This is a genomic window from Longispora sp. NPDC051575, from assembly GCF_040681875.1.
In the GTDB taxonomy this organism is placed as follows: Bacteria; Actinomycetota; Actinomycetes; order Mycobacteriales; family Micromonosporaceae; genus Longispora.
On sequence record NZ_JBFAZP010000004.1, the window covers coordinates 75,733 to 94,685 of the forward strand.

Genomic DNA, 18,953 nt, shown 5'->3' on the forward strand with positions numbered 1-18,953 from the left:
CGAACGCTAGGCTCGGGGTGACATGACGGCAAATGCATGTTAGTTAAGCGAAGGTTTACCCAGATGCAATTAGACCTGAATCTCTTGATCGCCCTGGACGCGCTCCTGGAGGAGGAGAGCGTCGGCGGGGCCGCCGCGCGCCTGCACCTGTCCGCACCGGCCATGAGCCGCACCCTGGGCCGGATCCGACGCGCCCTCGGCGACCCCGTGTTGGTCCGCGCCGGCCGGACAATGGTGCCCACACCTCGCGCGGTGGCACTGCGCGCCGAAGTCCGCGCCCTCGTCCGACGCGCCCAGGCGTTACTCGCCCCCGAGGGCGAGCCCGACCTGTCCACCCTGGACAGAACCTTCACCGTGCAGGCCAACGACGCGGTGGTGGCGTCGATCGGCGGCCCGCTGCTCGCCGCGGCCCACGCCGCCGCCCCGCACGTCACCCTCCGGATGCGCGCCGAAACCCCGGCCGACACCGCCGACCTGCGCGAGGGCCGGGTCGACCTGGAGATCGGCGTGATCGGCGAGCCCGCGCCGGAGATCCGCCGGGAGTTCCTGCTCGCCGACCGGATCATGGGCGTGGTGCGCGCCGACCACCCGCTCGCGTCCGGCCGGATGACCCCCGCCCGGTTCGCGGCCGGCCTGCACCTGGTCACGTCCCGGCGGGGCCGGCTGTCCGGGCCGATCGACACGGCCCTCGCCGAGCTGGGCCTGACCCGACGGGTACTGGCCGCCGCCCCGACCTACGCCACCTCACTCCTCCTGCTGCCCGGCACCGACCTGATCGGCTCGATCGCGGGGCGGTTATGCCGGCCGGCTGTCGCGGCGCTGGGCCTGGTGACGTTCCCGCTGCCGCTGGAGCTGCCCGCGTTGGAGATCTCCCAGGCGTGGCACCCGAGATACGACGCGGACGGGGCGCACCGGTGGCTACGGGGGCTGGTGGCCCAGGTGTTCTCCGACCTGGCCTGACAGGAGGCCGCAGGCTTCTCGGCCGTGTTCCTCGCGGCGACAGTGAGCCCGCCCGTTCGCGCGCAAGTTCCTCGACGTCCTGACAGGTAGCAGTGCGGGGCCGGCCCGTCGTCGGTACGGACCGGTCCCCGCGCGGGCGGTCAGCGCGCGACCAGTTCCGGGGTCGGGGTCGTCGCGCGCCTCCGTAGGCCGGTTCCGATCACGAGGGCTGCCAGTGCGGCGGCGGTCAGGGGGACGAGCAGCGCCGTCCGGTACCCGTCGAGGAGTGCTCCCGGTGAGGTGTCCACTGTGGCCGCCACGTTGACGGCCGTGACCGCCGCCAGGCCGAGGGCCGTGCCGAACTGGAGCGACGTGTAGAGCAGGCCGCCGGCGAGGCCCTGTTCCTCCTCGGCGACCCCGTCGGTGCCGGCGATGGTGAGCGGGCCGTACACCAGGGAGAACGCCAGGCCGAGCAGGAGCATGGTGGGGAACATCGCCAGGTACGCCCAGTCGGCGCCGAGGGGCACGAACAGCGCGTAGCCGAGCGCCGCGAGGACCAGGCCGGCGAACACGACCCGGGAGTTGCCGAAGCGGTTGACCAAGCGCGGGGTCAGGGTCGGGGCGAGGATCGCGTCCACGCCGACGGCCAGCAGGGCGAGGCTGGTGGCGAGGGTGGACCAGCCGCGGAGTTCGCGCAGGTAGAGCACCACGATGAACTGGAAGCCCGCGAAGCCGGCGATGAACAGCAGCCCGGCGAGGTTGGCGCGGACCAAGGCGGCGTTGCGCAGGATGCCGAACCGGACCAGGGGCGAGGCCGAGCGGCGCTCGATCACCACGAAGGCGGCGAACGCGGCCAGGGCGGCGGCGACCGTGCCGGCGGTGACCATGGCGGAGGTGTGGCCGGCGCGTTCGACGGCGAGGACGGCCAGCGTCAGGGCGGCCGTCACGCTGACCGCTCCGGCGAGGTCGACGCCCCGGCCGTCGCGGGCCGGGCGGGGCGACCCGGGGAGGACGGCGAGGGCCGCGAGCAGCAGGACGGCGGAGAACAGGACGGGGGCGAAGAACACCCAGCGCCAGCCGAACGCCGTGAGTAGCCCGCCGATGACGAGGCCGAGGGAGAAGCCGCCGGCCGCCGTACCGGCGTAGACGAGCAGGGCGCGGTTGCGGGGCGGGCCCTCCGGGACGGTCGTCGTGATGATGGACAGACCGGCGGGGGCCATGAACGCGGCGGCCACGCCGGTGGCGAACCGGGCCAGGACGAGCATCCAGCTCTCGGTGGCCAGGCCGCCCAGTCCGGAGAAGAGCAGGAACACGACCAGCCAGAACAGGAACATCCGCCGCCGGCCGAACAGGTCGGCAGCCCGGCCGCCGAGCAGCATGAAACCGCCGTAGCCGAGGACGTAGGCGCTGATCACCCACTGGAGGGAGCCGGTGGACAGGTGCAGGTCGGCCCGGATCGACGGTAGCGCGACGTTGAGCATGGCCACGTCGATGCCCTCGAGGAAGATCGCGCCGCACAGGACGAGCAGGACGCTCCAGGCGCGCGGGCTCATCCGGTCGGGTCGGGGTGATGACATGGGTACGGCTCCTCACGGTTACGCCTGTGAGGGTCGGTTCCCTCTTGTAACCATGACGATCGTGCGCCAGGATCGGGAGCTATGGAAGAAGGCACTTCGGCGGTACAGAGTTACTGCGAGGGAACCGACGACGACTACTCCGCGCGGCAGTGGGACGGTCGGGAGGGCTGCGAGGTGCGGCAGATCCTCGACCGGGTCGCCGACAAGTGGTCCCTGCTCGCCATCGCCCTGCTGGCCCGGCGCACCCTGCGGTTCACCGAACTGAAGCGGGAGATCGACGGGATCAGCCAGCGGATGCTCACGGTCACGCTCCGCCAGTTGGAGCGCGACGGGCTGGTCCGCCGCACGGTGTACCCGGTGGTGCCGCCCCGGGTCGACTACGAGCTGACCCCGCTGGGCGGCACCCTGCACGAGACGATCCAGTCGCTGGTCCGGTGGACGGAGGACCACCAGTCGGAGATCGCCGACGCCCGGGCGGACTACGACCGGCGGGCGGATCCGGTGGCGGTCTGAGCCCGGGGACGCACGCTCGGGCCACGGCCGGCGGGGACGTTGACTCGGGTCACGGCCGACCCGGGGACACTGGCTCGGGTCACCACCGAGCGGGGACGCCTGCTCAGGCGACGGCCGACGTGGGGCGTTGGCTCAGGTCGCAGCCGACACCGGGCGGGCTCAGGTCACGGCCGACGCGGGGCGTTGGCTCAGGCCACCGCCGACGCCGACTCAGGTCAGGGCCGACGGGGGGACGCCGGCTCAGACGACGGCCGACGCCGGTACCGTCGCGGGGTCGGCGCGCCGGAGGAACTCCCCCGCGTCGTTGAGCGGCGGATAGATGTACTCCTCGTTGATCCTGTTCTTGTGGTCCTTCGCCTCCTGACCGACGTGCAGCACCGACCGCTCCCAGCCCGTCGTGTACACCGCCCCGGCCGCGCCGAGGTCCAGGCACGTCACGTACGGGTTGGCCCGGAACGGGTCGAGCGGCAGGCCGAGAAGGTCCGCGGCGGCGTTGGCCCCGGCCCGTTTGCCGGTCTGGATGGCGTGCTGGCAGCTCTGGGTGACCAGGCGCGCGTCCCCGGCCGGCGCGGCGGCGGTGTCGCCGGCCGCGTAGACCGTCGGGGTGCCCTCGACCCGCAGGTACGGGTCGACGCGCAGGCGGCCGAGGTGGTCGCGGGGCGCGTCGAACTGGGCGGTGAGCGCGCTGGCCCGCTGGCCGGCGGTCCACACGACGGTGTCGGCGGGCAGGGTCGTGCCGTCGGACAGGTCCACGTGCGACCGGCCGACCTCCCGGACGGTGACGCCCAGCCGCAGGTCGACGCCGAGGCGGGCGAGGGCGTCGAGGGCCACCGGGCGCGGGCCGGGGCCCAGGTCGGGGGCGAGGACGGGGGCGCGTTCGACGAGGACCACCCGCGGTTCCGGGCCGATGACCCGGAGCCGGTGGACCAGTTCGGTCGCGAGTTCCAGGCCGGTGAAGCCCGCTCCGACGACGACCGCCGTGGTGCGGTGGCGTCCGGCCAGGCTGTGCAGGTGCGCGTCGAGGGCGGTCGCCGACTCGATGGTGTCGATGTCGTGCAGGTGTCCGGCGCCCGGCAGGTCGGGGGTGACGAGGTGGCTGCCGCTGGCCAGGACGAGGCGGTCGAAGCCGTGGGTCGCGGCACCGGCGCGGATCTGTCCGGTCGCGACGTCGATCCCCGTCACGGCCGCCCGCTGGTGGTCGACGCCGATCGGGCCGAGGAGGTGCGCCAACGGCACCCGCATCGCGGCCGGGTCCGCCTGGTACAGGCGCGGACGCAGCACGAGATCCGGCCCCGGGCTGACGACGCTGATCTCCAGGTCGCGCGCCGCGCGCTGGCGGACCCGGGCCGCGGCGGCCGCCGCCCACACCCCGGCGAACCCGCCGCCGACGATGACCAGTCTCATCGCTGTAGCTCCTTGCTCGTCGTGGCGAACGCCATCGGTCGGGGCTCCGGCAGCCGGCGGGACAGCGCCCAGGCCAGCGCCGGGAGGACAGTCAGGGTGGCGAGGGCCGTGGGCAGCGACCACGCCTGCGCCATCGCGCCGAGTACGGGCGCGGTGAGCCCGCCGACGCTGACGGCGAGCCCGAGGGTGAGGCCGCTGGCCGTGCCGACCCGGTGCGGCAGGTAGTCCTGGCCGAGGGTGACGTGCAGCGAGAACGGCACGTACGCGCAGATGCCCACCGCCGCGACGAACGGGTACACCGCCGGTCCCGGGGCGCACGCGACGCCGGCGAGCGCCACGACGGTGGCGGCGTAGGCGGGCCGGACCACGCGCACCCGGCCGTACCGGTCGGCGAGTCGTCCGCCGAGGAGGGTGCCGATCGCTCCGGCGCCGAACAGCACCACCAGGGCCACGGCCCCGGCCACCGGGCCGCCGTGCACGCGCTGCTGGACGTGCACCGCCAGGAACGTGCTCAGGCCGAACACCACGACCGACCGGCAGATCACGAGCCCCGACAGCCGCAGGAACGAACCCCAGTCGCCGGTTCCGCCCGGGCTCCGGGTCGGGCCGCCGGCGGGCGCGGCGCCGACTCCGCGCAGGCAGGCGACCGTCACGAGCGCGCAGAGCACCGCCGGGATCCCCAGCCAGGCGGTCCCCGGCAGCCCCGCGCGGTCCACGACCGGGGTGACCGCGAGCGGGGCGAGGGCGAAGCCGACCGTGCCGCCGAGCGAGTACCAGCTCATGCCCGTGTGGCTGCCCCGGGTCGCCAGGCGGGCGAGGCGCGCAGACTCGGGGTGGTAGGCCGCGACGCCGAGCCCGGACAGCGCGACGGCCGTCCAGGTCCAGGCGTAGGACTCCCCCAGGCCGGAGCACGCGATGCCCAGGCCCGCGAGGGTCATGCCGGCGGGCACGAGCGCCGGCAGGGGGCGGCGGTCGGTCAGCCAGCCGAACACGGGTTGCGCCAGCGAGGACAGCACGGCGGCGGCGAGGGCGATGCCGGCCGCCGCGACGTACCCGTAGTGCCGCTGGGTGATCCAGAACGGCACGAGCGCCGGCACGGCACCCTGGTACAGGTCATTGACGGCGTGCCCGGCCACCAGCACCGACACCCGCCACGATCGGATCATCCCCACCCGTCGATCCTGGACCGGGCCGGATCAGCGGGCTTCCGATAAACTGCCAGATGATGTCGACTTCACGCCACTCGCTGATCGGTACGGTCCGCCGCGCGCTGCCGGCCGGCGCGTCGATCGACCCGCACCACCACGACGAGCACCAGATCGTCTACGCCAGCCGGGGCGTGCTCTCGATCGTCACCCCGACGGGTACGTGGGTCGCGCCGACCGACCGCGCCCTGTGGATCCCGGCGGGCACCACCCACGAACACCGCGCGTACGGCCGCACCGACCTCAACACCGTCGGCGTCGCCGTCGCGGACGGCCCACCGGAGCTGACCGGCCCGGCGGTGCTCGCCGTCGGCTCCCTGTTCCGCGAGCTGATCGTCGCCTACACCTCCGACGGGTACGAGGGCCCCCAGCGCGAACGGCTCTACCGGGTCCTCCTCGACCAGGTCCGGCACGCGCCCCACCAGCCGATCCACCTGCCCGCCGCGCGCGACCCCCGGCTCGTCGAGCTGTGCGCGCTGCTGCTCGCCGACCCGGCCGACGACCGGACACTCGGCGAACTGGGTCACCAGGTCGGCGCCAGCGCCCGTACGCTCAGCCGGCTGTTCGGCGTCGACCTGGGCATGACGTTCCCGCAGTGGCGCACCCAGGTCCGGCTGCACCGGGCCCTCGTCCTGCTCGCCGAGGGCGACTCCGTCACCCAGGTCGCGCACCGCTGCGGGTGGGCCACGCCGAGCGCGTTCATCGACGTGTTCCGGCGCACCCTCGGCTACACGCCCGGGAGGACCCCGGTGCGGCGCGACCCGTGACGGGCCGGGCGGCGACCGCGCCGGGCCGGACGCCCCGCCCCGTCAACGACCCGCGCCCGGCCGGTTCCCCACCCGGTCGGACGTCCGCCGGCCAGTCCCCCGGACAACCATCGCCTAGGCGGCCACCAGCCAGCGCAACAACCCCGGCGTGGCGTCGAAGTGCCCCGCGTGCCCGGCGCCCTCCCGCACCGTCAACTCCGCCCCCGGGATCCGTTCGGCGAGCCACCGGCCGTGCGCCGCCGGTACCAAGGTGTCCAGAGCGCCGTGCCACATCCGTACCCGATGGGTGATCGTGCCCGGGTCGAAGCCCCACGGCTCCCCGAACAGCGCGACCACGTCGTCCACCCAGCCGTCCAGCCCGGGCCGCACGGCCTCCGCGAACGCCGGCCCGACCATGCCGCCGATCTCCGGCCGGGCGAGGACCGCGCGTTCGATCTCCGGCAGCGGGGGCAGGGCCGCCGAGCCGACGGCCGCGAGATGGGTCGCCACCGCCGCGCGGCCGCGCAGGGCCGCGCCGGCGCTGACCCGGTTGCCGTCGGTCATGCCGGCCGTCCAGTCCAGCCCGGTCGCGTCGCGGGGCGCGAGGCCGGCCAGGGTGCCGATCCGGGTGACCCGGTCGGGGAGGAGGGCCGCGCAGGCCAGGGCGTGCGGCGCGCCGCCGGAGACGCCGAAGACGGCGAACCGGTCGAGGTCGAGCGCGTCGGCGATGGCGGCGACGTCGGCGGCCGCGTCGCGTACCCGTCGGGTGGGGTGCGGGGTGGAGGCGCCGAAGCCGGGACGGTCGTAGGTGACCAGGCGGATGCCGAGTTCGGCGAACAGCGCGTCGTCGGGGTAGCGGGCCAGGCGGCTCATCGGGCTGCCGTGCAGGGAGAACACCGGGGTGCCGCCGGGGACGCCCCATTCCTCGACGGCGAGGGTCCGGCCGGCCGTGGTGGTCACTGTGCGCATGGCCGCGAACGTAGCCGTCGGATCCGGCGGTCCGCGAGTCGCTCTGCTGTCGGCAGAATGGCCGGCGCGGGCTGACACCACCCTGACACGGAACGTGTTGACTCCGCCGATCCGCAATCCCTACCATTCCAGTATGGAATTGGTGGAGCCGCTCGTGGCCCGCCTGCACGTCGATCTGCGACGGCAGGCCAGCGCCCTCTGTTAGGGCACCCGTTCCGCACCTCGCCGCCCGCACCCCGCACGGCCTTCCGCCCGCACCCCCGCACGGCCTTTCCGCTACCTCCGTCTGCCCATGATGAGGAGCCACTCCGCCATGCCCGCTATCAGACGACGCGACTTCCTCGCCGGATCCGCCGCGGTCACCGCCGCCGGCCTGACCGCCTTCGCCCACCCCGACGACGCCCGGGCCGCCGAGAGCCGCCACACTGCGGCCCAGCCGGTCGCCGCCCGGCCGAACATCCTGGTCATCGTCACCGACGACCAGCCGCTGCACACGGCCTGGGCCACCCCGAAGACCCTGGACTGGATCGCGGGCGAGGGCGTGAACTACGCCAACGGGTACGCGGCGACCCCGCTCTGCGCGCCGTCGCGGTCCTCGATCTTCTCGGGGCGCTACGCGCACAACCACGGGGTGCTCGACAACGGGCACCCGCACAAGCTGGACCAGCAGGCAACGGTGCAGCGGTACCTGAAGCAGGCCGGCTACCGCACCGGGCTGTACGGCAAGTACCTCAACGCGTGGAACGTCACCGACAACCCGCCGCACTTCGACGAGTTCGCGCTGCTGGACCCGGTGGCCTACAACGACGGGCAGTACAACGTCGACGGCACCGTGCAGACCATCGCCGGGTACTCGACGACGGTCGTCAAGGACCGGGCGTTGCAGTTCCTCCAGCGCAGCACCACCGACCAGCGGCCCTGGTTCCTGTACGTCGCCCCGAAGGCCCCGCACGGCCCGAACACCCCGGAGCCGAAGTACGCGAACACGGCCGTGCCCGCGTGGAACGGGCGGCCGTCGGTGCCGGAGGGCAACCGGGCGGACAAACCGCAGTACATCAAGGACGCGACGGGTACGCTCGCCGACGGCCAGGCCATCCGCACCGCCCAGCTGCGCACCCTGCTCTCCGTGGACGACGCCGTGCAGGCGCTGCGCGACAAGCTCGCCGCGCTCGGCCAGCTCGACAACACCCTCGTCTTCTACATCGGCGACAACGGGTTCGGCTGGGCCGACCACGGCTGGACCAAGAAGTCGGTGCCCTACAGCCCCTCGATCAAGGTGCCGTTCTACGTGTCCTGGCCGGCCGGCGGCCTCAACTCCGGGGCCACCTCCCAGCGGCTGGTCGCCAACATCGACATCGCGCCCACCATCCTCGACGCGGCCGGGGTCACGCCGCCCGCGCCGCTCGACGGCAGGTCGCTGCTGTCCGGGCCGGCCCGGGACCGGATCCTCACCGAGTGGTGGAAGTCCGGGACCGGGGGCGGCGGGCCGCACACGTGGTCCTCGCACGTGACGGCGACGACGCAGTACACCGAGTACCGGGCCCTGCACACCGACGGCGCCGGCAACCCGGTCGGCACCGGCAACCTGCTGTTCCGCGAGTACTACGACCTGACCGCCGACCCGCACCAGCTCACGAATCTGCTGTACCAGGCGACGCCCGCCCAGGAGCAGGCGCTGGGCATCCCGGCCCTGGCCGCCCAGCTCGCCGCCGACCGGCAGAGTTCCGGGACGTCCGCCCCGTGACCCACGGTCTCCGCCCACCCGGTCCCGGCACCGGGTGGGCGGCCCCACCCCCCTGTTGCGCCCCGGCGGCCGGGGCGGGGCAACGGATCCCGGCCGGATCCGGAGGTCCGGTCGCCATCGGGTCCCCGGTGGCGTCCAGGGCCGGGCAACGGGTCCCGGTCGGGCACGGACATTCGCCGGAGCTGGTTCCGTTGCCCGGTGGGCGGTTCCTGATGGGCACCGACGACGCCGAGGGAGCCCCGGAGGACGGCGAGGGCCCGGTGCGCGCCGTCACGGTCGGGCCGTTCTCCATCGCGGCGACGACGGTTACGGTCGCCGAGTTCGCCGGGTTCGTGGCCGACACCGGACACGTGACGGAGGCCGAGCTCTTCGGGTACTCCTACGTCTTCGACGGCTCCCCTAAGGCGCGCCGGGGCATTCCGCTGCCGGGCGCGCCCTGGTGGCACGGTGTCGGCGGCGCGACCTGGCGCACCCCGGGCGGCCCCGGTTCCACAGTGGAAGATGACCGCCCCGTCACCCATGTCTCCTGGCACGACGCGGCGGCGTACTGCGCCTGGTCCGGCACCCGGCTGCCCACCGAGGCCGAATGGGAGTACGCGGCGCGCGGCGGCCTGGAGCAGCGCCGCTACCCGTGGGGCGACGAGCTGGACCACGACCGGTGCAACATCTGGCGGGGCGTGTTCCCGGTGCTGCACCTGGGGCCGCACCACGGTCCGGCGCCGGCCCGCTCGTACCCGCCGAATGGTTTCGGTCTGTTCCAGGTCTCCGGGAACGTGTGGGAGTGGTGTGCCGACTGGTTCAGCGCCGACTTCCACGTGACCGGGCCGCGTGCCGATCCGGTGGGGCCGGCGACGGGGAACGCGCGGGTGATGCGGGGCGGGTCGCACCTGTGCCACCGGTCCTACTGCAACCGGTACCGGGTCGCGGCGCGGTCGGCGAACACCCCGGACAGCTCGACGGGGAACATCGGCTTCCGGGTGGCCCGCTGACCGACCGGCTCCCGGCACGGAACGGGAGTGCCACCGGCAGCGCGGTCCGGGCGAAGCGGACCAGGCCCGTTGTCACGGCGACGCGGGCCAGATCGGTTGTCACGGCGACACGGGCCAGGTCGGTTGTCACGGCCGCGCGGACCCGGCCCGTTGTCGGCTGCGCGGACCAGGTCGGTCGTCCCGGCCGCGAGGCCCGGGCCGGTGGCCTCGCGGCCCGGTGACCGGCCGGGTGGCGATATTCACTCGCCCCGGTCGCCCGCGCCCGGCAGGCTGGCCGCATGACTGTGTTCCACCTGGTCCAGCACGGCGAGAAGGCCCGCACCCCCGGCGACCCCGGCCTCACCGACCTGGGTCACCGGCACGCCGCCCTGACCGGCGCGCACCTGCGCGGCGCCGGCCTCACCGCCGTCTACAGCAGCGACCTGCTCCGGGCCCGGCAGACCGCCGGGGCGGTGGCCGACGCGTGCGGCCTGACGACGACGGTCGACCGCCGGGTCCGCGAGCGGATGAACTGGGACGGCACCCAGCCGGTCGCGGAGTTCCTCGCCGACTGGGAACGCACGGTCCGCGACCGGGAGTTCACGCCGGTCAGCGGGGACTCCTCGCGCGTCGCCGGCGAGCGGTTCCGCGCGTTCCTGCTGGACCTGGCCGGCGCGCCGGGCCCGGTGGCGGTGGCCACCCACGGCGGCGTGACCGTGGACCTGCTGCGCACCCTCGGCGCGGACGTGCCCGACGAGCTGCTCTGGGAGGGCGTGCCGTCGTGCGCGATCACCACCCTGGACGACCTGACCGTCCGCGACATCGCCTCCCGCCGCCACCTCACCTGAGAAACCCTCATCGGGGTACGGGGTCCCGCGCGCCGACCGGCGGTCGCGCCGGCTGGGCATCGGCGGGGAGCGGTCGACGCACCAGCCGGGGCGCCGCCAGGGGCCGCGCCTAGGAGGCCGGCGGCGTCGACCGGCCGGCCATCGACAGGTAGCGGTAGCCGAGCTGGGTGAGCCGGGCCGGGTCGAGGGCGTGCCGGCCGTCGAGCAGCACCGGGGTCCGCATCAGGCCGACGAACTTCGCCCAGTCCAGCTCCAGGTACTGCGACCACTCGGTCACCAGCACCACCGCGTCGCTGTCGTCGAAGACCTCGTCGACGGTGTCGGCCAAAAACGGGGCCAGCTCGGGCTGTTCGGTCCGGAACCGCTCGGCGGCCACCGGGTCGTGCAGCTTCACCCGGGCGCCCCGGGCGATCAGCCGCTCGGCGATGTGGATGGCCGGGGCGTCGCGCAGGTCGTCGGTCTGCGGCTTGAAGGCCAGGCCCAGCAGTCCGATCTTGCGACCCTTGATGATCTGGAGCTCGTCGAGGAGCTTGTCGACCACGGCCTCGCGCTGCCGCTCGTTCACCTCACGGGCGGCCCGGACGATCGGCATGTCGTGGTGGTACTCCTCGGCCGTCGCGATCAGCGCCGCGGTGTCCTTGCCGAAGCACGAGCCGCCCCAGCCGACGCCCGGCTGGAGGAAGCGCGAGCCGATCCGGGCGTCGAGGCCGGTGCCCCGGGCCACCTGGATGATGTCGGCGCCCACCTTGCCGGCGAGCCGGCCGATCTCGTTGATGTAGCTGATCTTCAGCGCGAGGAACGCGTTCGCCGCGTACTTGATCAGTTCCGCCGAGGCGAGGTCCGTGGCCACCAGGGCGACCGCGCCGACCCCGTCCGGCCGGGCAAGGAACGACGGCGGCGTGAACGACTGGTCCAGGATGGGCCGGTAGAGCCGGTTGAGCACCTCGAGGCTGCGCGGGTCGTCGGAGCCGATCACGATCCGGTCCGGGTACAGGGTGTCGTGGATCGCCGAGCCCTCGCGGAGGAACTCCGGGTTGGACGCCACCGCGAACTCGCCGTCCGCGCGCCGGCCGTGCAGTTCCTCGAAGGACTCGCGCAGGATCGCGTCGACCCAGTTGCCGCTGCCGATCGGCACGGTGGACTTGTTGACCACGACCGTGAACGCGCCGTCGACGCTCTGCCCGACGCTCGCCGCCGCCTTGCGCAGGAACCGCAGGTCGGGGCTCCCGTCGGGCAGCGAGGGCGTCTGCACGGCGATGAACACGACGTCCGCGCCGCCGACGCCCTCGGTGTAGTCGGCGGTGAACCGGAGCCGGTCGCCGGCCTCGGCCAGCAGGTCCTCCAGGAAGGGTTCGTAGATGGGGGAACGCCCGCGGCGCAACATCTCGATCTTCGCGTGATCCAGGTCGAGGCACGTCACCTCGTGGCCCAGGAAGGCCAGACTGGCGCCCGTCGTGAGACCGACGTATCCCGTTCCAACGACACAAACCTTCACTGCGCGCCTCCAAGTCAGGAAGCGTCCGATGGTACCTGCGCCAGCCGGCAACCACCGGCACCGACTGTCACCGGGCCGGCACTCAGGGGAGCCGACCCGGGCCAACTCCCCTGCTCACCAGCGCCGGGGACGTCCCGGCACGGGGCGGACGCCCTACGGGCGGTCCGGATCAGCCTGCGTGCGGGGACATCCTCCGGACGCACCGATCGGTCGACGCGGGGCGCCTTCCCGACGGGCAGGTCAGCCGACGTGCACCGGGACCTTCTCCACCGACGACGGCGCGGCCTCCCCCGTCGGCTTCAGCAGGACCGCCGCCAGGACGGTCGCCGCCGCCACGATCCCCACCCCGATCCCGAACGCCAGGTGGTACCCGCCGGTGAGCGCGGCCCGCGGGTCCGCCCCGCCGGCGAGCAGCTCGTCGGCCCGCGCGGTGGCCAGGGTCAGCAGCACGGCGAGCCCGAACGCGCCGCCCACCTGCTGGGTCGTGTTCACCAGCCCGGACGTGATCCCGGAGGCCTCGGGCCGGGTGCCGGACATCGCCAGGGTGGCCACCGCCGGCAGCGCCAGGCCCACCCCGAGCCCGAGGAGGAGCATCGACGGCAGCAGGTCGGCGACGTACGTGCCGTCGACGGGGAGGCGGGCCAGGAGGACGAAGCCCGCGCCGATCAGGGGCAGGCCGACGAGGGACACGGTCCGCGCGCCGAACCGGGTGATCAGCCGGGCGGACAGGCCCAGGGCGACGAGTCCGATCGCGGCCGTGATGGGCAGGAAGGACACGCCGGTCTCCAGGGAGCTGAAGCCGAGGACCTGCTGCACGTACAGCGCGACGGGGATCTGGAAGCCGAACATGGCCGCGACCATGAGCGCCTGGACGGCGTTGCCGACCGTGACCTGGCGGGACCGGAAGATCCGGAGCGGCAGGAGCGGATTGCCGGCCCGGGCCTGGCGGAGGACGAACGCGGCGAGCAGGGCCACCGACAGCGCGCCGAGGACGGCGGTCGCGGCCGGACCCTGGTCGGCGGAGCGGACGATCGTGTAGATGGCGAGCATCAGGCCGGAGGTGCCGAGGACGGCGCCGAGGATGTCGGCGCCCGCGCCGAGGCCGATGCCCCGGTCGGGGGCGACCAGGCGGGTGGCGAGCAGGGTGGCGATCCCGATCGGGAGGTTCACGAGGAAGATCCAGTGCCAGGTGAGGGCCTGGGTGAGGACGCCGCCGCCGAGTACCCCGAGGGAGGCCCCGGCGGCGCCCACGAAGCTGTAGACGCCGATGGCCCGGGCGGTCTCCCGCGGCGTGCCGAACATGGTGACGATCATGCCGAGGATGACGGCGGAGGTCATGGCCCCGCCGACGCCCTGGACGAACCGGGCGGCGATCAGCAGGCCCTGGCTGTCGGCGAGCCCGCAGAGCAGGGACGCGAGGGTGAACACGACCAGGCCGAGGGCGAACATCCGGCGCCGGCCGATCAGGTCGCCGAGCCGGCCGGCGAGCAGCAGCAGGCCGCCGAAGGGGATCAGGTACGCGTTGACGACCCAGCCGAGGCCGGACTGGGTGAAGCCGAGGTCGTGCCGGATGGCGGGCAGCGCGACGTTCACGATGGTCGCGTCGAGAACGATCATGAGCTGGCCGACGCACAGCACGAGGAGCGCGAGCCAGCGGGCACGGTGGGTCTGGACGGTCTGGGACATCGGGGGTCGCCTCCTGGTGACGAAGTCTCAGGAGTGACCGTAGCAGATAGTTTTGAAGTAGACGATCTATTCTGGGACTACTTCTGGGGCCGCCGGGCGCGCCGCACCGGGGTCGCGGACTCCACCGGCTTGGCCAGGTGCCCGCCGACCAGCCGGGTCAGCGCGGACACGAACGTCTCCCGCTCGGCCTCGGGCAGCGCGTCCAGCACCGCCCGGTGCACCCCGGTCGAGATCCGCCGGCCCTGCTCCACGGCCGCCCGGCCCGCCTCGGTGACCCACACGATCCGGGCCCGGCGGTCGGTGGCCGACGGCCGGCGCTCGGCGAGCCCCGCGTTCTCCAGCGCGTCGAGGGTGACCACCATCGTGGTCTTGTCCAGGTCGGAGAGCTCCGCGAGCTGGTTCTGGGTGAGCTCGGCCTGGCTCGCGTGGTTCAGCACGCAGAAGCCGCGCGGGGAGATGCCCAGCTCCTCGAAGGCGGCCGTCATCTGGGTCGACAGCACGTGGCCCGCGTGGGACAGCAGGAAGCTGACATCGGTGACTGTCGGTGCGCTCATGCCCCCGAGGATAGCAAGATAGGTCCGCTGCCGGATTATCCCGCAGCGGACCTATCCGGGGGTACTAGCAGGCCGGGACGGTGGCCGTGGTCGAGACGAGGGCGGCGGCCACGTAGTCGGCGTCGGTCAGCCGGTACCAGACGTTGCTGTTGTTGACCGTGCTGCCCGTGGTCCGGCAGCTGAGGCTGAGCGCGCGCCCGCTGGGGGCCAGGTACATCACGGAGCTGGTCGAGGTGCTGGTGTTGTACCGGACGTTGGCGCCGCCGCTGGCGTTGACGGTGCCGGCGTAGGGTCCGGTGCCGGCGTAGACGCCGTAGTTGTACACGCTGTCGTTGCTGGTACCGGCGACGACCTTCTTGTCGGCGTGCGTGGCCGGGCCGGTGTAGTTGGAGCCCCCGGAGTGGAAGGTCCAGCCGCCGATGGTCTTGCCGACGACGGATTCGAACGACGGGTTGGTGTTGTTGCCGCTGCGCAGCGTGAAGTGCACGTGCGCGCCGTTCGCGCTGCCGCCGCAGGCGGTGTTGGTGCCGGCCGTGCCGAGGTAGTACTCGACGCCGATCTGGGTGCCGTCGGCCGGGAAGCCGGTGCGCTGGTTGAGGTGGTAGTAGCCGGTCACGTAGCCGTTGGGGTGCACGATCAGGATCAGCGCGGTGGCGGACGAGCCGGCGTCCACGCAGGCCCGGTAGATCCGGCCGGGGCCCGCCGAGTAGATCTCGGTGCCGGTGCCGCCGAAGTCGATCGAGCTGTACAGCGAGCCCGAGCCGTTGTTGTCGTGCGGGCCGCCGCCCATGCCGGCGCTGGTGCCCTTGCGGAACGGCAGGGCCAGCCCCGTGTCGGCGGGCAGGGCCGCGGCGGCCAGGCCGGTGGTCGCGGCTTTGGTCGGGGCCGCCGCCGCGTGGTTCGCGGCGAACAGGGCCTTCTCGTCGGCGGAGACCACCGAGGCCGGGGCCTGGCGGGCCAGGGCCACGAACTCGGGGCTGCCCAGGATCGCGACCTGCCAGCGGCCGGCGGTGCGCCGGGCCACGTACAGGCTCGGGTCGGGGGCGCCGTGGCCGTCGGGGGCGCCCGGGATGGTCGCCACGCCGAAGGCCCAGGAGCCCTCGGACCGGCGCGGTTCGACGATCGGTTCGGCCGCGATCCGGGTGAGTCCGCGTTGGCGGGCCACGGTCGGGCCGCGTTCGGCCAGGACGGTGGCGCGGACCTGGTCGGCGAGGCCGGTCGTGGGGGTGGCGGCCGCGGGGGCCATCGGGACGGCGGCGGCCAGGGTGGCGGCCGCCAGTCCCGTGACGGCCAGGGACCAGTGCGGGGTGAAACGTCGCATGAGGGGGGCTCCGTTCGTTCCTGCTGGGCCGCCGGGCGGCGACCTGGGCAGTAACGTAGGGCCCCCGGAGTCGCCGTGAACAGGGCAACGGAAACGTCCACGTTATGCGGCACCACACCGGGACGCGAGGCCGGCCGCGCGCACGCGTACCCCTCTGAACAGGGCTTTTGGGGTGTGGGTGCGGGTGCGTGGCGGGTCGGGAACTGTGGGCCGTTCACAGAATTGCGGCTTAAGGACGGCCGGCGGACGGTCGGCCCGGGCATCGGCGACGATGAGGGGCCCTGAGACAGGAGGCCGTGATGGCGACGATGGATCGCGAACTCGCCCGCGCCCTGCACTCCGGCCCCTTCGCGCTCGCCCTGGACCTGGCGATCGGCGCCAGCGGGCTCAGCCTGGAGCGGATCCGGCACCACCTCGCCGAGCGCGGCGTCACGGTCGGCCGGACCACGCTCAGCTACTGGCGCCGGGGCCGCAGCCGCCCCGAACGCGACACGTCCCTCGCGGCGATCCGGGCCCTGGAGTCGGTGCTGGGCCTCCCGCCGGACGCGCTGATCGTCCTGCTCGGACCGCCCCGGCCCCGGGGCCGCTGGGTGCACCACCCGCCGGGGACCTTCGACCGGGCGCAGCTGTGGCCGGCCAACGGCCCGATCATGGCCCAGCTCCAGGCCCCGCCGCACGAACAGCTCCGGGTGCACACCATCCACGACCTGGTCACGCTGGACGACCGGGGCGCGGAACGCTCGGTCCGGACCCGGCTGGTCGTCGAGGCGCTCGTCGACCGGGTGCACCGCTGCCTGGTGTACTACCAGACCGACGACCTGCGCCGCCCCCTGCCCGACCTGGCCGACGTCCGGCACTGCCGGCCCGGGCGGATCCGCACGGACCCGGTGACCGGGTCGATGGTCGCCGAGCTGATCCTCGACCGCCGGCTCGACACCGGCGACCACACGGTTCTGGAGTACGAGCTCGCGGCCCGCGACGGGGAGCCGTTGACCTTCTACCACCGCCGGCTGACCCGCCCGGTCCGCGATCTCCTGCTCCAGGTGCAGTTCACCGGGGCCGTGCCGTCCCAGTGCCACGCCTACCGGCAGCGGTCGCTGGGCGCCCCGGAGCGGGACGTGCGCGAACTGTGGATCGGCGCCTTCGACACGGTGCACCTGATCGGGCGGGACGTGCCGCCCGGGGTGGTGGGGGTGCGCTGGGCGTGGTGAGCCGGGCCCGTCAGTAGTCCTTCAGGACCAGCCCGTTGGTGATGTCCCCGAAGTCCTGGAAGTCGACCTCCGCCGCCTCGCCGCCGGCCGCCGCCGCCGTCTGCGCCTCCACCCGGGCCTTGTTGGTGAGCGCGAGCCGCTGGTTGGCGGCGACGTACCCGCCCAGTTCCCTCTGGTAGTTCGCGAACGCCGCCTCGTGGTCCCCGCCGGCCGCCTTGAGTTCGCCCGCGAGGACGTACGCGCCGACCATCGCCATGCTGGTGCCCTGGCCGGACAGGGGCGAGCCGCAGTACCCGGCGTCGCCGAGCAGCACGACCCGGCCGCGCGACCAGCTGTCCATCCGGATCTGGCTCATCGAGTCGAAGTGGAAGTCCGGCGCGTCCCACATGTACGACAGGGCGCGGGGGAACTCCCAGCCGGCGTCGGCGTACCGCTCGGCCAGGATCCGCTTCTGCGCGGCCACGTCGCGGTAGTCGTACGCGATCGGGTCGGGGGTCGCGAAGCCGATGTAGACCCGGGCCTCGGCGTTGTCCCGGGCGCTCATCATGCCGCCGCCGAAGTCCCCCGCCTGGCAGAACACCTGCCAGTGGTCGAGGTCCAGGAAGTTGGGCGCGGTGAACACGGCGAGGTACGTGCCCAGGTGGCTGATGAACTCCTCCTCGGGGCCGAACACGAGCCGGCGCACGTTGGAGTGCAGGCCGTCCGCGCCGACCAGCAGGTCGAAGCTGCGGGGCGCGGCGTTCTCGAAGGTGACCCGCACGCCGTGTCCGTCCTGCTCGACGGCCGTGATCGAGTCGTCGAACAGGTACTCGACATCCCCGCCGGCCGCCCCGGCGAGCAGCCGGGCCAGGTCGTCGCGCAGGATCTCGACGTCGGGGCTGTCCAGGTCGCCGCCGGTGAGGGTGTGGCCGGTGGTGGAGTACAGCTCGGTGCCGGCGCCGTCGTACATCGTCATGCCGCGCATGCCGGTGCCGTGCGCGCGCAGCTCGGCGGCCAGGCCCATCCGGTCGGCCACCTCCAGGGCGGGGACGCGCACGTCGACGGCCTGGCCGCCGGCCCGCAGCGCCGGGGCGCGCTCGACGACCGTGACGGCGAAGCCGTGCCGGGTCAGCCAGTACGCGAGGGCCGGGCCGCCGACGCTGGCTCCGGAGATCAGGACTGTGGTGTTGCGCGGGTTCGTCATGGGGACACCGTGCCGAGGAGCGCTGACCGGCCGCTGACCGTGTGCTGACCGTCATACTGGCCATGGCGATAATGTCTATGTACAGTTTCTCGCATGAGCAGCTCAGCGGGCCCCACCCCCGGTTTCCTGGTCTGGCGGCTGTCCACGCGGTGGCGGGTGGCCGTCGACCGGGCGCTCGCGCCGCTGGGGCTGACCCACGCGCAGTACTCCCTGGTGGGTTCGTTGCACGGGTTGCGGGCGGCCGGGCGGCGGCCCAGTCAGCGGCAACTCGCCGACCACACCGGGCTCGAACCGCTCTACGTCTCCAAGCTCGCCCGGAGCCTGGAGGCCGCCGGTCTCGTGGTCCGGACCCCGGACCCCGCCGACTCCCGCGCGGTCCAGCTGTCGCTCACCGCCCACGGCCTCGACGTCGCGGAGCGGGCGGTCACCGTCGTCCGCGAGCTCGTCGACCGGCTGATGGCCCCAGTGGGCGGCCTCGACGGGGACCGGGCCCGGGTGTTCGCCCGGGAACTGGCCCTGCTGCTCGACACACCCCTCGACCTCGGCGTGCCTCTCGACGCCGGGCTCCCTCTCGACCCCCAGGAGTAGCC

Annotated in this window: 18 protein-coding genes; 9 read left to right on the top strand and 9 right to left on the bottom strand. The window is 73.7% G+C overall.

Annotated elements, in window-relative coordinates:
* Positions 1–63 precede the first annotated feature (63 nt).
* Positions 64–960 (top strand): LysR family transcriptional regulator, encoded by an 897-nt coding sequence (locus AB0M43_RS11325; protein WP_363723467.1) that lies wholly within the window; start codon positions 64–66, stop codon positions 958–960.
* Between the two features lie 140 nt (positions 961–1,100).
* Here the strand turns inward: AB0M43_RS11325 and AB0M43_RS11330 are convergent, their stop codons facing one another.
* The gene (locus AB0M43_RS11330; RefSeq protein WP_363723469.1) at positions 1,101–2,516 is read right to left on the bottom strand and encodes an MFS transporter; all 1,416 of its coding nucleotides are present in this window, start codon (positions 2,514–2,516) and stop codon (positions 1,101–1,103) included.
* Positions 2,517–2,597: 81 nt separating this feature from the next.
* On the opposite strand from AB0M43_RS11330, the gene AB0M43_RS11335 reads away from it, so the two are divergent.
* The gene (locus tag AB0M43_RS11335) at positions 2,598–3,029 is read left to right on the top strand and encodes a helix-turn-helix domain-containing protein (RefSeq protein WP_363723471.1); all 432 of its coding nucleotides are present in this window, start codon (positions 2,598–2,600) and stop codon (positions 3,027–3,029) included.
* A gap of 240 nt (positions 3,030–3,269) precedes the next feature.
* On the opposite strand, the gene AB0M43_RS11340 is transcribed toward AB0M43_RS11335, so the two are convergent.
* Together AB0M43_RS11340 and AB0M43_RS11345 are read right to left on the bottom strand one after the other, a co-directional pair.
* Positions 3,270–4,433 (bottom strand): FAD-dependent oxidoreductase, encoded by a 1,164-nt coding sequence (locus tag AB0M43_RS11340; protein WP_363723473.1) that lies wholly within the window; start codon positions 4,431–4,433, stop codon positions 3,270–3,272.
* On the bottom strand, positions 4,430–5,599 hold the full coding sequence (locus tag AB0M43_RS11345; RefSeq protein WP_363724541.1) for an MFS transporter: 1,170 nt from the start codon (positions 5,597–5,599) through the stop codon (positions 4,430–4,432). The genes AB0M43_RS11340 and AB0M43_RS11345 overlap by 4 nt, the downstream gene beginning before the upstream one ends.
* A gap of 59 nt (positions 5,600–5,658) precedes the next feature.
* Between AB0M43_RS11345 and AB0M43_RS11350 the strand changes: the two genes are divergently transcribed.
* Positions 5,659–6,405 (top strand): helix-turn-helix transcriptional regulator, encoded by a 747-nt coding sequence (locus tag AB0M43_RS11350; RefSeq protein ID WP_363723475.1) that lies wholly within the window; start codon positions 5,659–5,661, stop codon positions 6,403–6,405.
* Positions 6,406–6,519: 114 nt separating this feature from the next.
* Here AB0M43_RS11350 and AB0M43_RS11355 read toward each other — a convergent pair whose 3' ends face one another.
* On the bottom strand, positions 6,520–7,353 hold the full coding sequence (locus AB0M43_RS11355; protein WP_363723477.1) for an alpha/beta hydrolase: 834 nt from the start codon (positions 7,351–7,353) through the stop codon (positions 6,520–6,522).
* A 133-nt stretch (positions 7,354–7,486) separates the two neighbouring features.
* Between AB0M43_RS11355 and AB0M43_RS11360 the strand changes: the two genes are divergently transcribed.
* The 4 genes from AB0M43_RS11360 to AB0M43_RS11375 all read left to right on the top strand — a co-directional run bounded on the left by AB0M43_RS11360 (position 7,487) and on the right by AB0M43_RS11375 (position 10,913).
* Positions 7,487–7,558, top strand: coding sequence for a putative leader peptide (locus AB0M43_RS11360; protein WP_363724542.1), 72 nt, complete (start codon positions 7,487–7,489; stop codon positions 7,556–7,558).
* A 108-nt stretch (positions 7,559–7,666) separates the two neighbouring features.
* Positions 7,667–9,097: a sulfatase gene (locus tag AB0M43_RS11365; protein ID WP_363723479.1), complete on the top strand. Its 1,431-nt coding sequence runs from the start codon at positions 7,667–7,669 to the stop codon at positions 9,095–9,097.
* A 128-nt stretch (positions 9,098–9,225) separates the two neighbouring features.
* Positions 9,226–10,086 carry a formylglycine-generating enzyme family protein gene (locus AB0M43_RS11370; protein ID WP_363723480.1) on the top strand — a complete coding sequence of 287 codons (861 nt, stop codon included), beginning with the start codon at positions 9,226–9,228 and terminating at the stop codon, positions 10,084–10,086.
* Positions 10,087–10,364: 278 nt separating this feature from the next.
* Positions 10,365–10,913, top strand: a complete 549-nt coding sequence (locus AB0M43_RS11375) for a histidine phosphatase family protein (RefSeq protein WP_363723481.1) — start codon at positions 10,365–10,367, stop codon at positions 10,911–10,913.
* A gap of 109 nt (positions 10,914–11,022) precedes the next feature.
* Here AB0M43_RS11375 and AB0M43_RS11380 read toward each other — a convergent pair whose 3' ends face one another.
* The 4 genes from AB0M43_RS11380 to AB0M43_RS11395 all read right to left on the bottom strand — a co-directional run bounded on the left by AB0M43_RS11380 (position 11,023) and on the right by AB0M43_RS11395 (position 15,969).
* Positions 11,023–12,408 (bottom strand): UDP-glucose/GDP-mannose dehydrogenase family protein, encoded by a 1,386-nt coding sequence (locus tag AB0M43_RS11380; protein WP_363723483.1) that lies wholly within the window; start codon positions 12,406–12,408, stop codon positions 11,023–11,025.
* A 240-nt stretch (positions 12,409–12,648) separates the two neighbouring features.
* Positions 12,649–14,094: an MFS transporter gene (locus AB0M43_RS11385; RefSeq protein WP_363723484.1), complete on the bottom strand. Its 1,446-nt coding sequence runs from the start codon at positions 14,092–14,094 to the stop codon at positions 12,649–12,651.
* Between the two features lie 77 nt (positions 14,095–14,171).
* Positions 14,172–14,648 carry a MarR family winged helix-turn-helix transcriptional regulator gene (locus tag AB0M43_RS11390; protein WP_363723486.1) on the bottom strand — a complete coding sequence of 159 codons (477 nt, stop codon included), beginning with the start codon at positions 14,646–14,648 and terminating at the stop codon, positions 14,172–14,174.
* Positions 14,649–14,712: 64 nt separating this feature from the next.
* A complete protein-coding gene (locus tag AB0M43_RS11395) occupies positions 14,713–15,969 on the bottom strand; it encodes a M23 family metallopeptidase (RefSeq protein ID WP_363723488.1) in 1,257 nt (418 codons plus the stop codon).
* A gap of 299 nt (positions 15,970–16,268) precedes the next feature.
* Here AB0M43_RS11395 and AB0M43_RS11400 point away from each other — a divergent pair, with 299 nt between their 5' ends.
* Positions 16,269–17,180: a hypothetical protein gene (locus tag AB0M43_RS11400; RefSeq protein WP_363723490.1), complete on the top strand. Its 912-nt coding sequence runs from the start codon at positions 16,269–16,271 to the stop codon at positions 17,178–17,180.
* 10 nt (positions 17,181–17,190) lie between these two features.
* Here AB0M43_RS11400 and AB0M43_RS11405 read toward each other — a convergent pair whose 3' ends face one another.
* Entirely contained in the window at positions 17,191–18,363 is a 1,173-nt protein-coding gene (locus tag AB0M43_RS11405; RefSeq protein WP_363723492.1) for an FAD-dependent monooxygenase, read from the bottom strand.
* A 93-nt stretch (positions 18,364–18,456) separates the two neighbouring features.
* Here AB0M43_RS11405 and AB0M43_RS11410 point away from each other — a divergent pair, with 93 nt between their 5' ends.
* The gene (locus AB0M43_RS11410; RefSeq protein ID WP_363723494.1) at positions 18,457–18,951 is read left to right on the top strand and encodes a MarR family transcriptional regulator; all 495 of its coding nucleotides are present in this window, start codon (positions 18,457–18,459) and stop codon (positions 18,949–18,951) included.
* Positions 18,952–18,953 lie beyond the last annotated feature (2 nt).

Excerpts from the sequence above, each read along its gene's own strand:
- AB0M43_RS11325 (WP_363723467.1), top strand. The coding sequence starts at position 64 with ATGCAATTAGACCTGAATCTCTTGATCGCCCTGGACGCGCTCCTGGAG.
- AB0M43_RS11330 (WP_363723469.1), bottom strand. The coding sequence starts at position 2,516 with ATGTCATCACCCCGACCCGACCGGATGAGCCCGCGCGCCTGGAGCGTC.
- AB0M43_RS11335 (WP_363723471.1), top strand. The coding sequence starts at position 2,598 with ATGGAAGAAGGCACTTCGGCGGTACAGAGTTACTGCGAGGGAACCGAC.
- AB0M43_RS11340 (WP_363723473.1), bottom strand. The coding sequence starts at position 4,433 with ATGAGACTGGTCATCGTCGGCGGCGGGTTCGCCGGGGTGTGGGCGGCG.
- AB0M43_RS11345 (WP_363724541.1), bottom strand. The coding sequence starts at position 5,599 with ATGATCCGATCGTGGCGGGTGTCGGTGCTGGTGGCCGGGCACGCCGTC.
- AB0M43_RS11350 (WP_363723475.1), top strand. The coding sequence starts at position 5,659 with ATGTCGACTTCACGCCACTCGCTGATCGGTACGGTCCGCCGCGCGCTG.
- AB0M43_RS11355 (WP_363723477.1), bottom strand. The coding sequence starts at position 7,353 with ATGCGCACAGTGACCACCACGGCCGGCCGGACCCTCGCCGTCGAGGAA.
- AB0M43_RS11365 (WP_363723479.1), top strand. The coding sequence starts at position 7,667 with ATGCCCGCTATCAGACGACGCGACTTCCTCGCCGGATCCGCCGCGGTC.
- AB0M43_RS11375 (WP_363723481.1), top strand. The coding sequence starts at position 10,365 with ATGACTGTGTTCCACCTGGTCCAGCACGGCGAGAAGGCCCGCACCCCC.
- AB0M43_RS11385 (WP_363723484.1), bottom strand. The coding sequence starts at position 14,094 with ATGTCCCAGACCGTCCAGACCCACCGTGCCCGCTGGCTCGCGCTCCTC.
- AB0M43_RS11390 (WP_363723486.1), bottom strand. The coding sequence starts at position 14,648 with ATGAGCGCACCGACAGTCACCGATGTCAGCTTCCTGCTGTCCCACGCG.
- AB0M43_RS11395 (WP_363723488.1), bottom strand. The coding sequence starts at position 15,969 with ATGCGACGTTTCACCCCGCACTGGTCCCTGGCCGTCACGGGACTGGCG.
- AB0M43_RS11400 (WP_363723490.1), top strand. The coding sequence starts at position 16,269 with ATGGCGACGATGGATCGCGAACTCGCCCGCGCCCTGCACTCCGGCCCC.
- AB0M43_RS11405 (WP_363723492.1), bottom strand. The coding sequence starts at position 18,363 with ATGACGAACCCGCGCAACACCACAGTCCTGATCTCCGGAGCCAGCGTC.
- AB0M43_RS11410 (WP_363723494.1), top strand. The coding sequence starts at position 18,457 with ATGAGCAGCTCAGCGGGCCCCACCCCCGGTTTCCTGGTCTGGCGGCTG.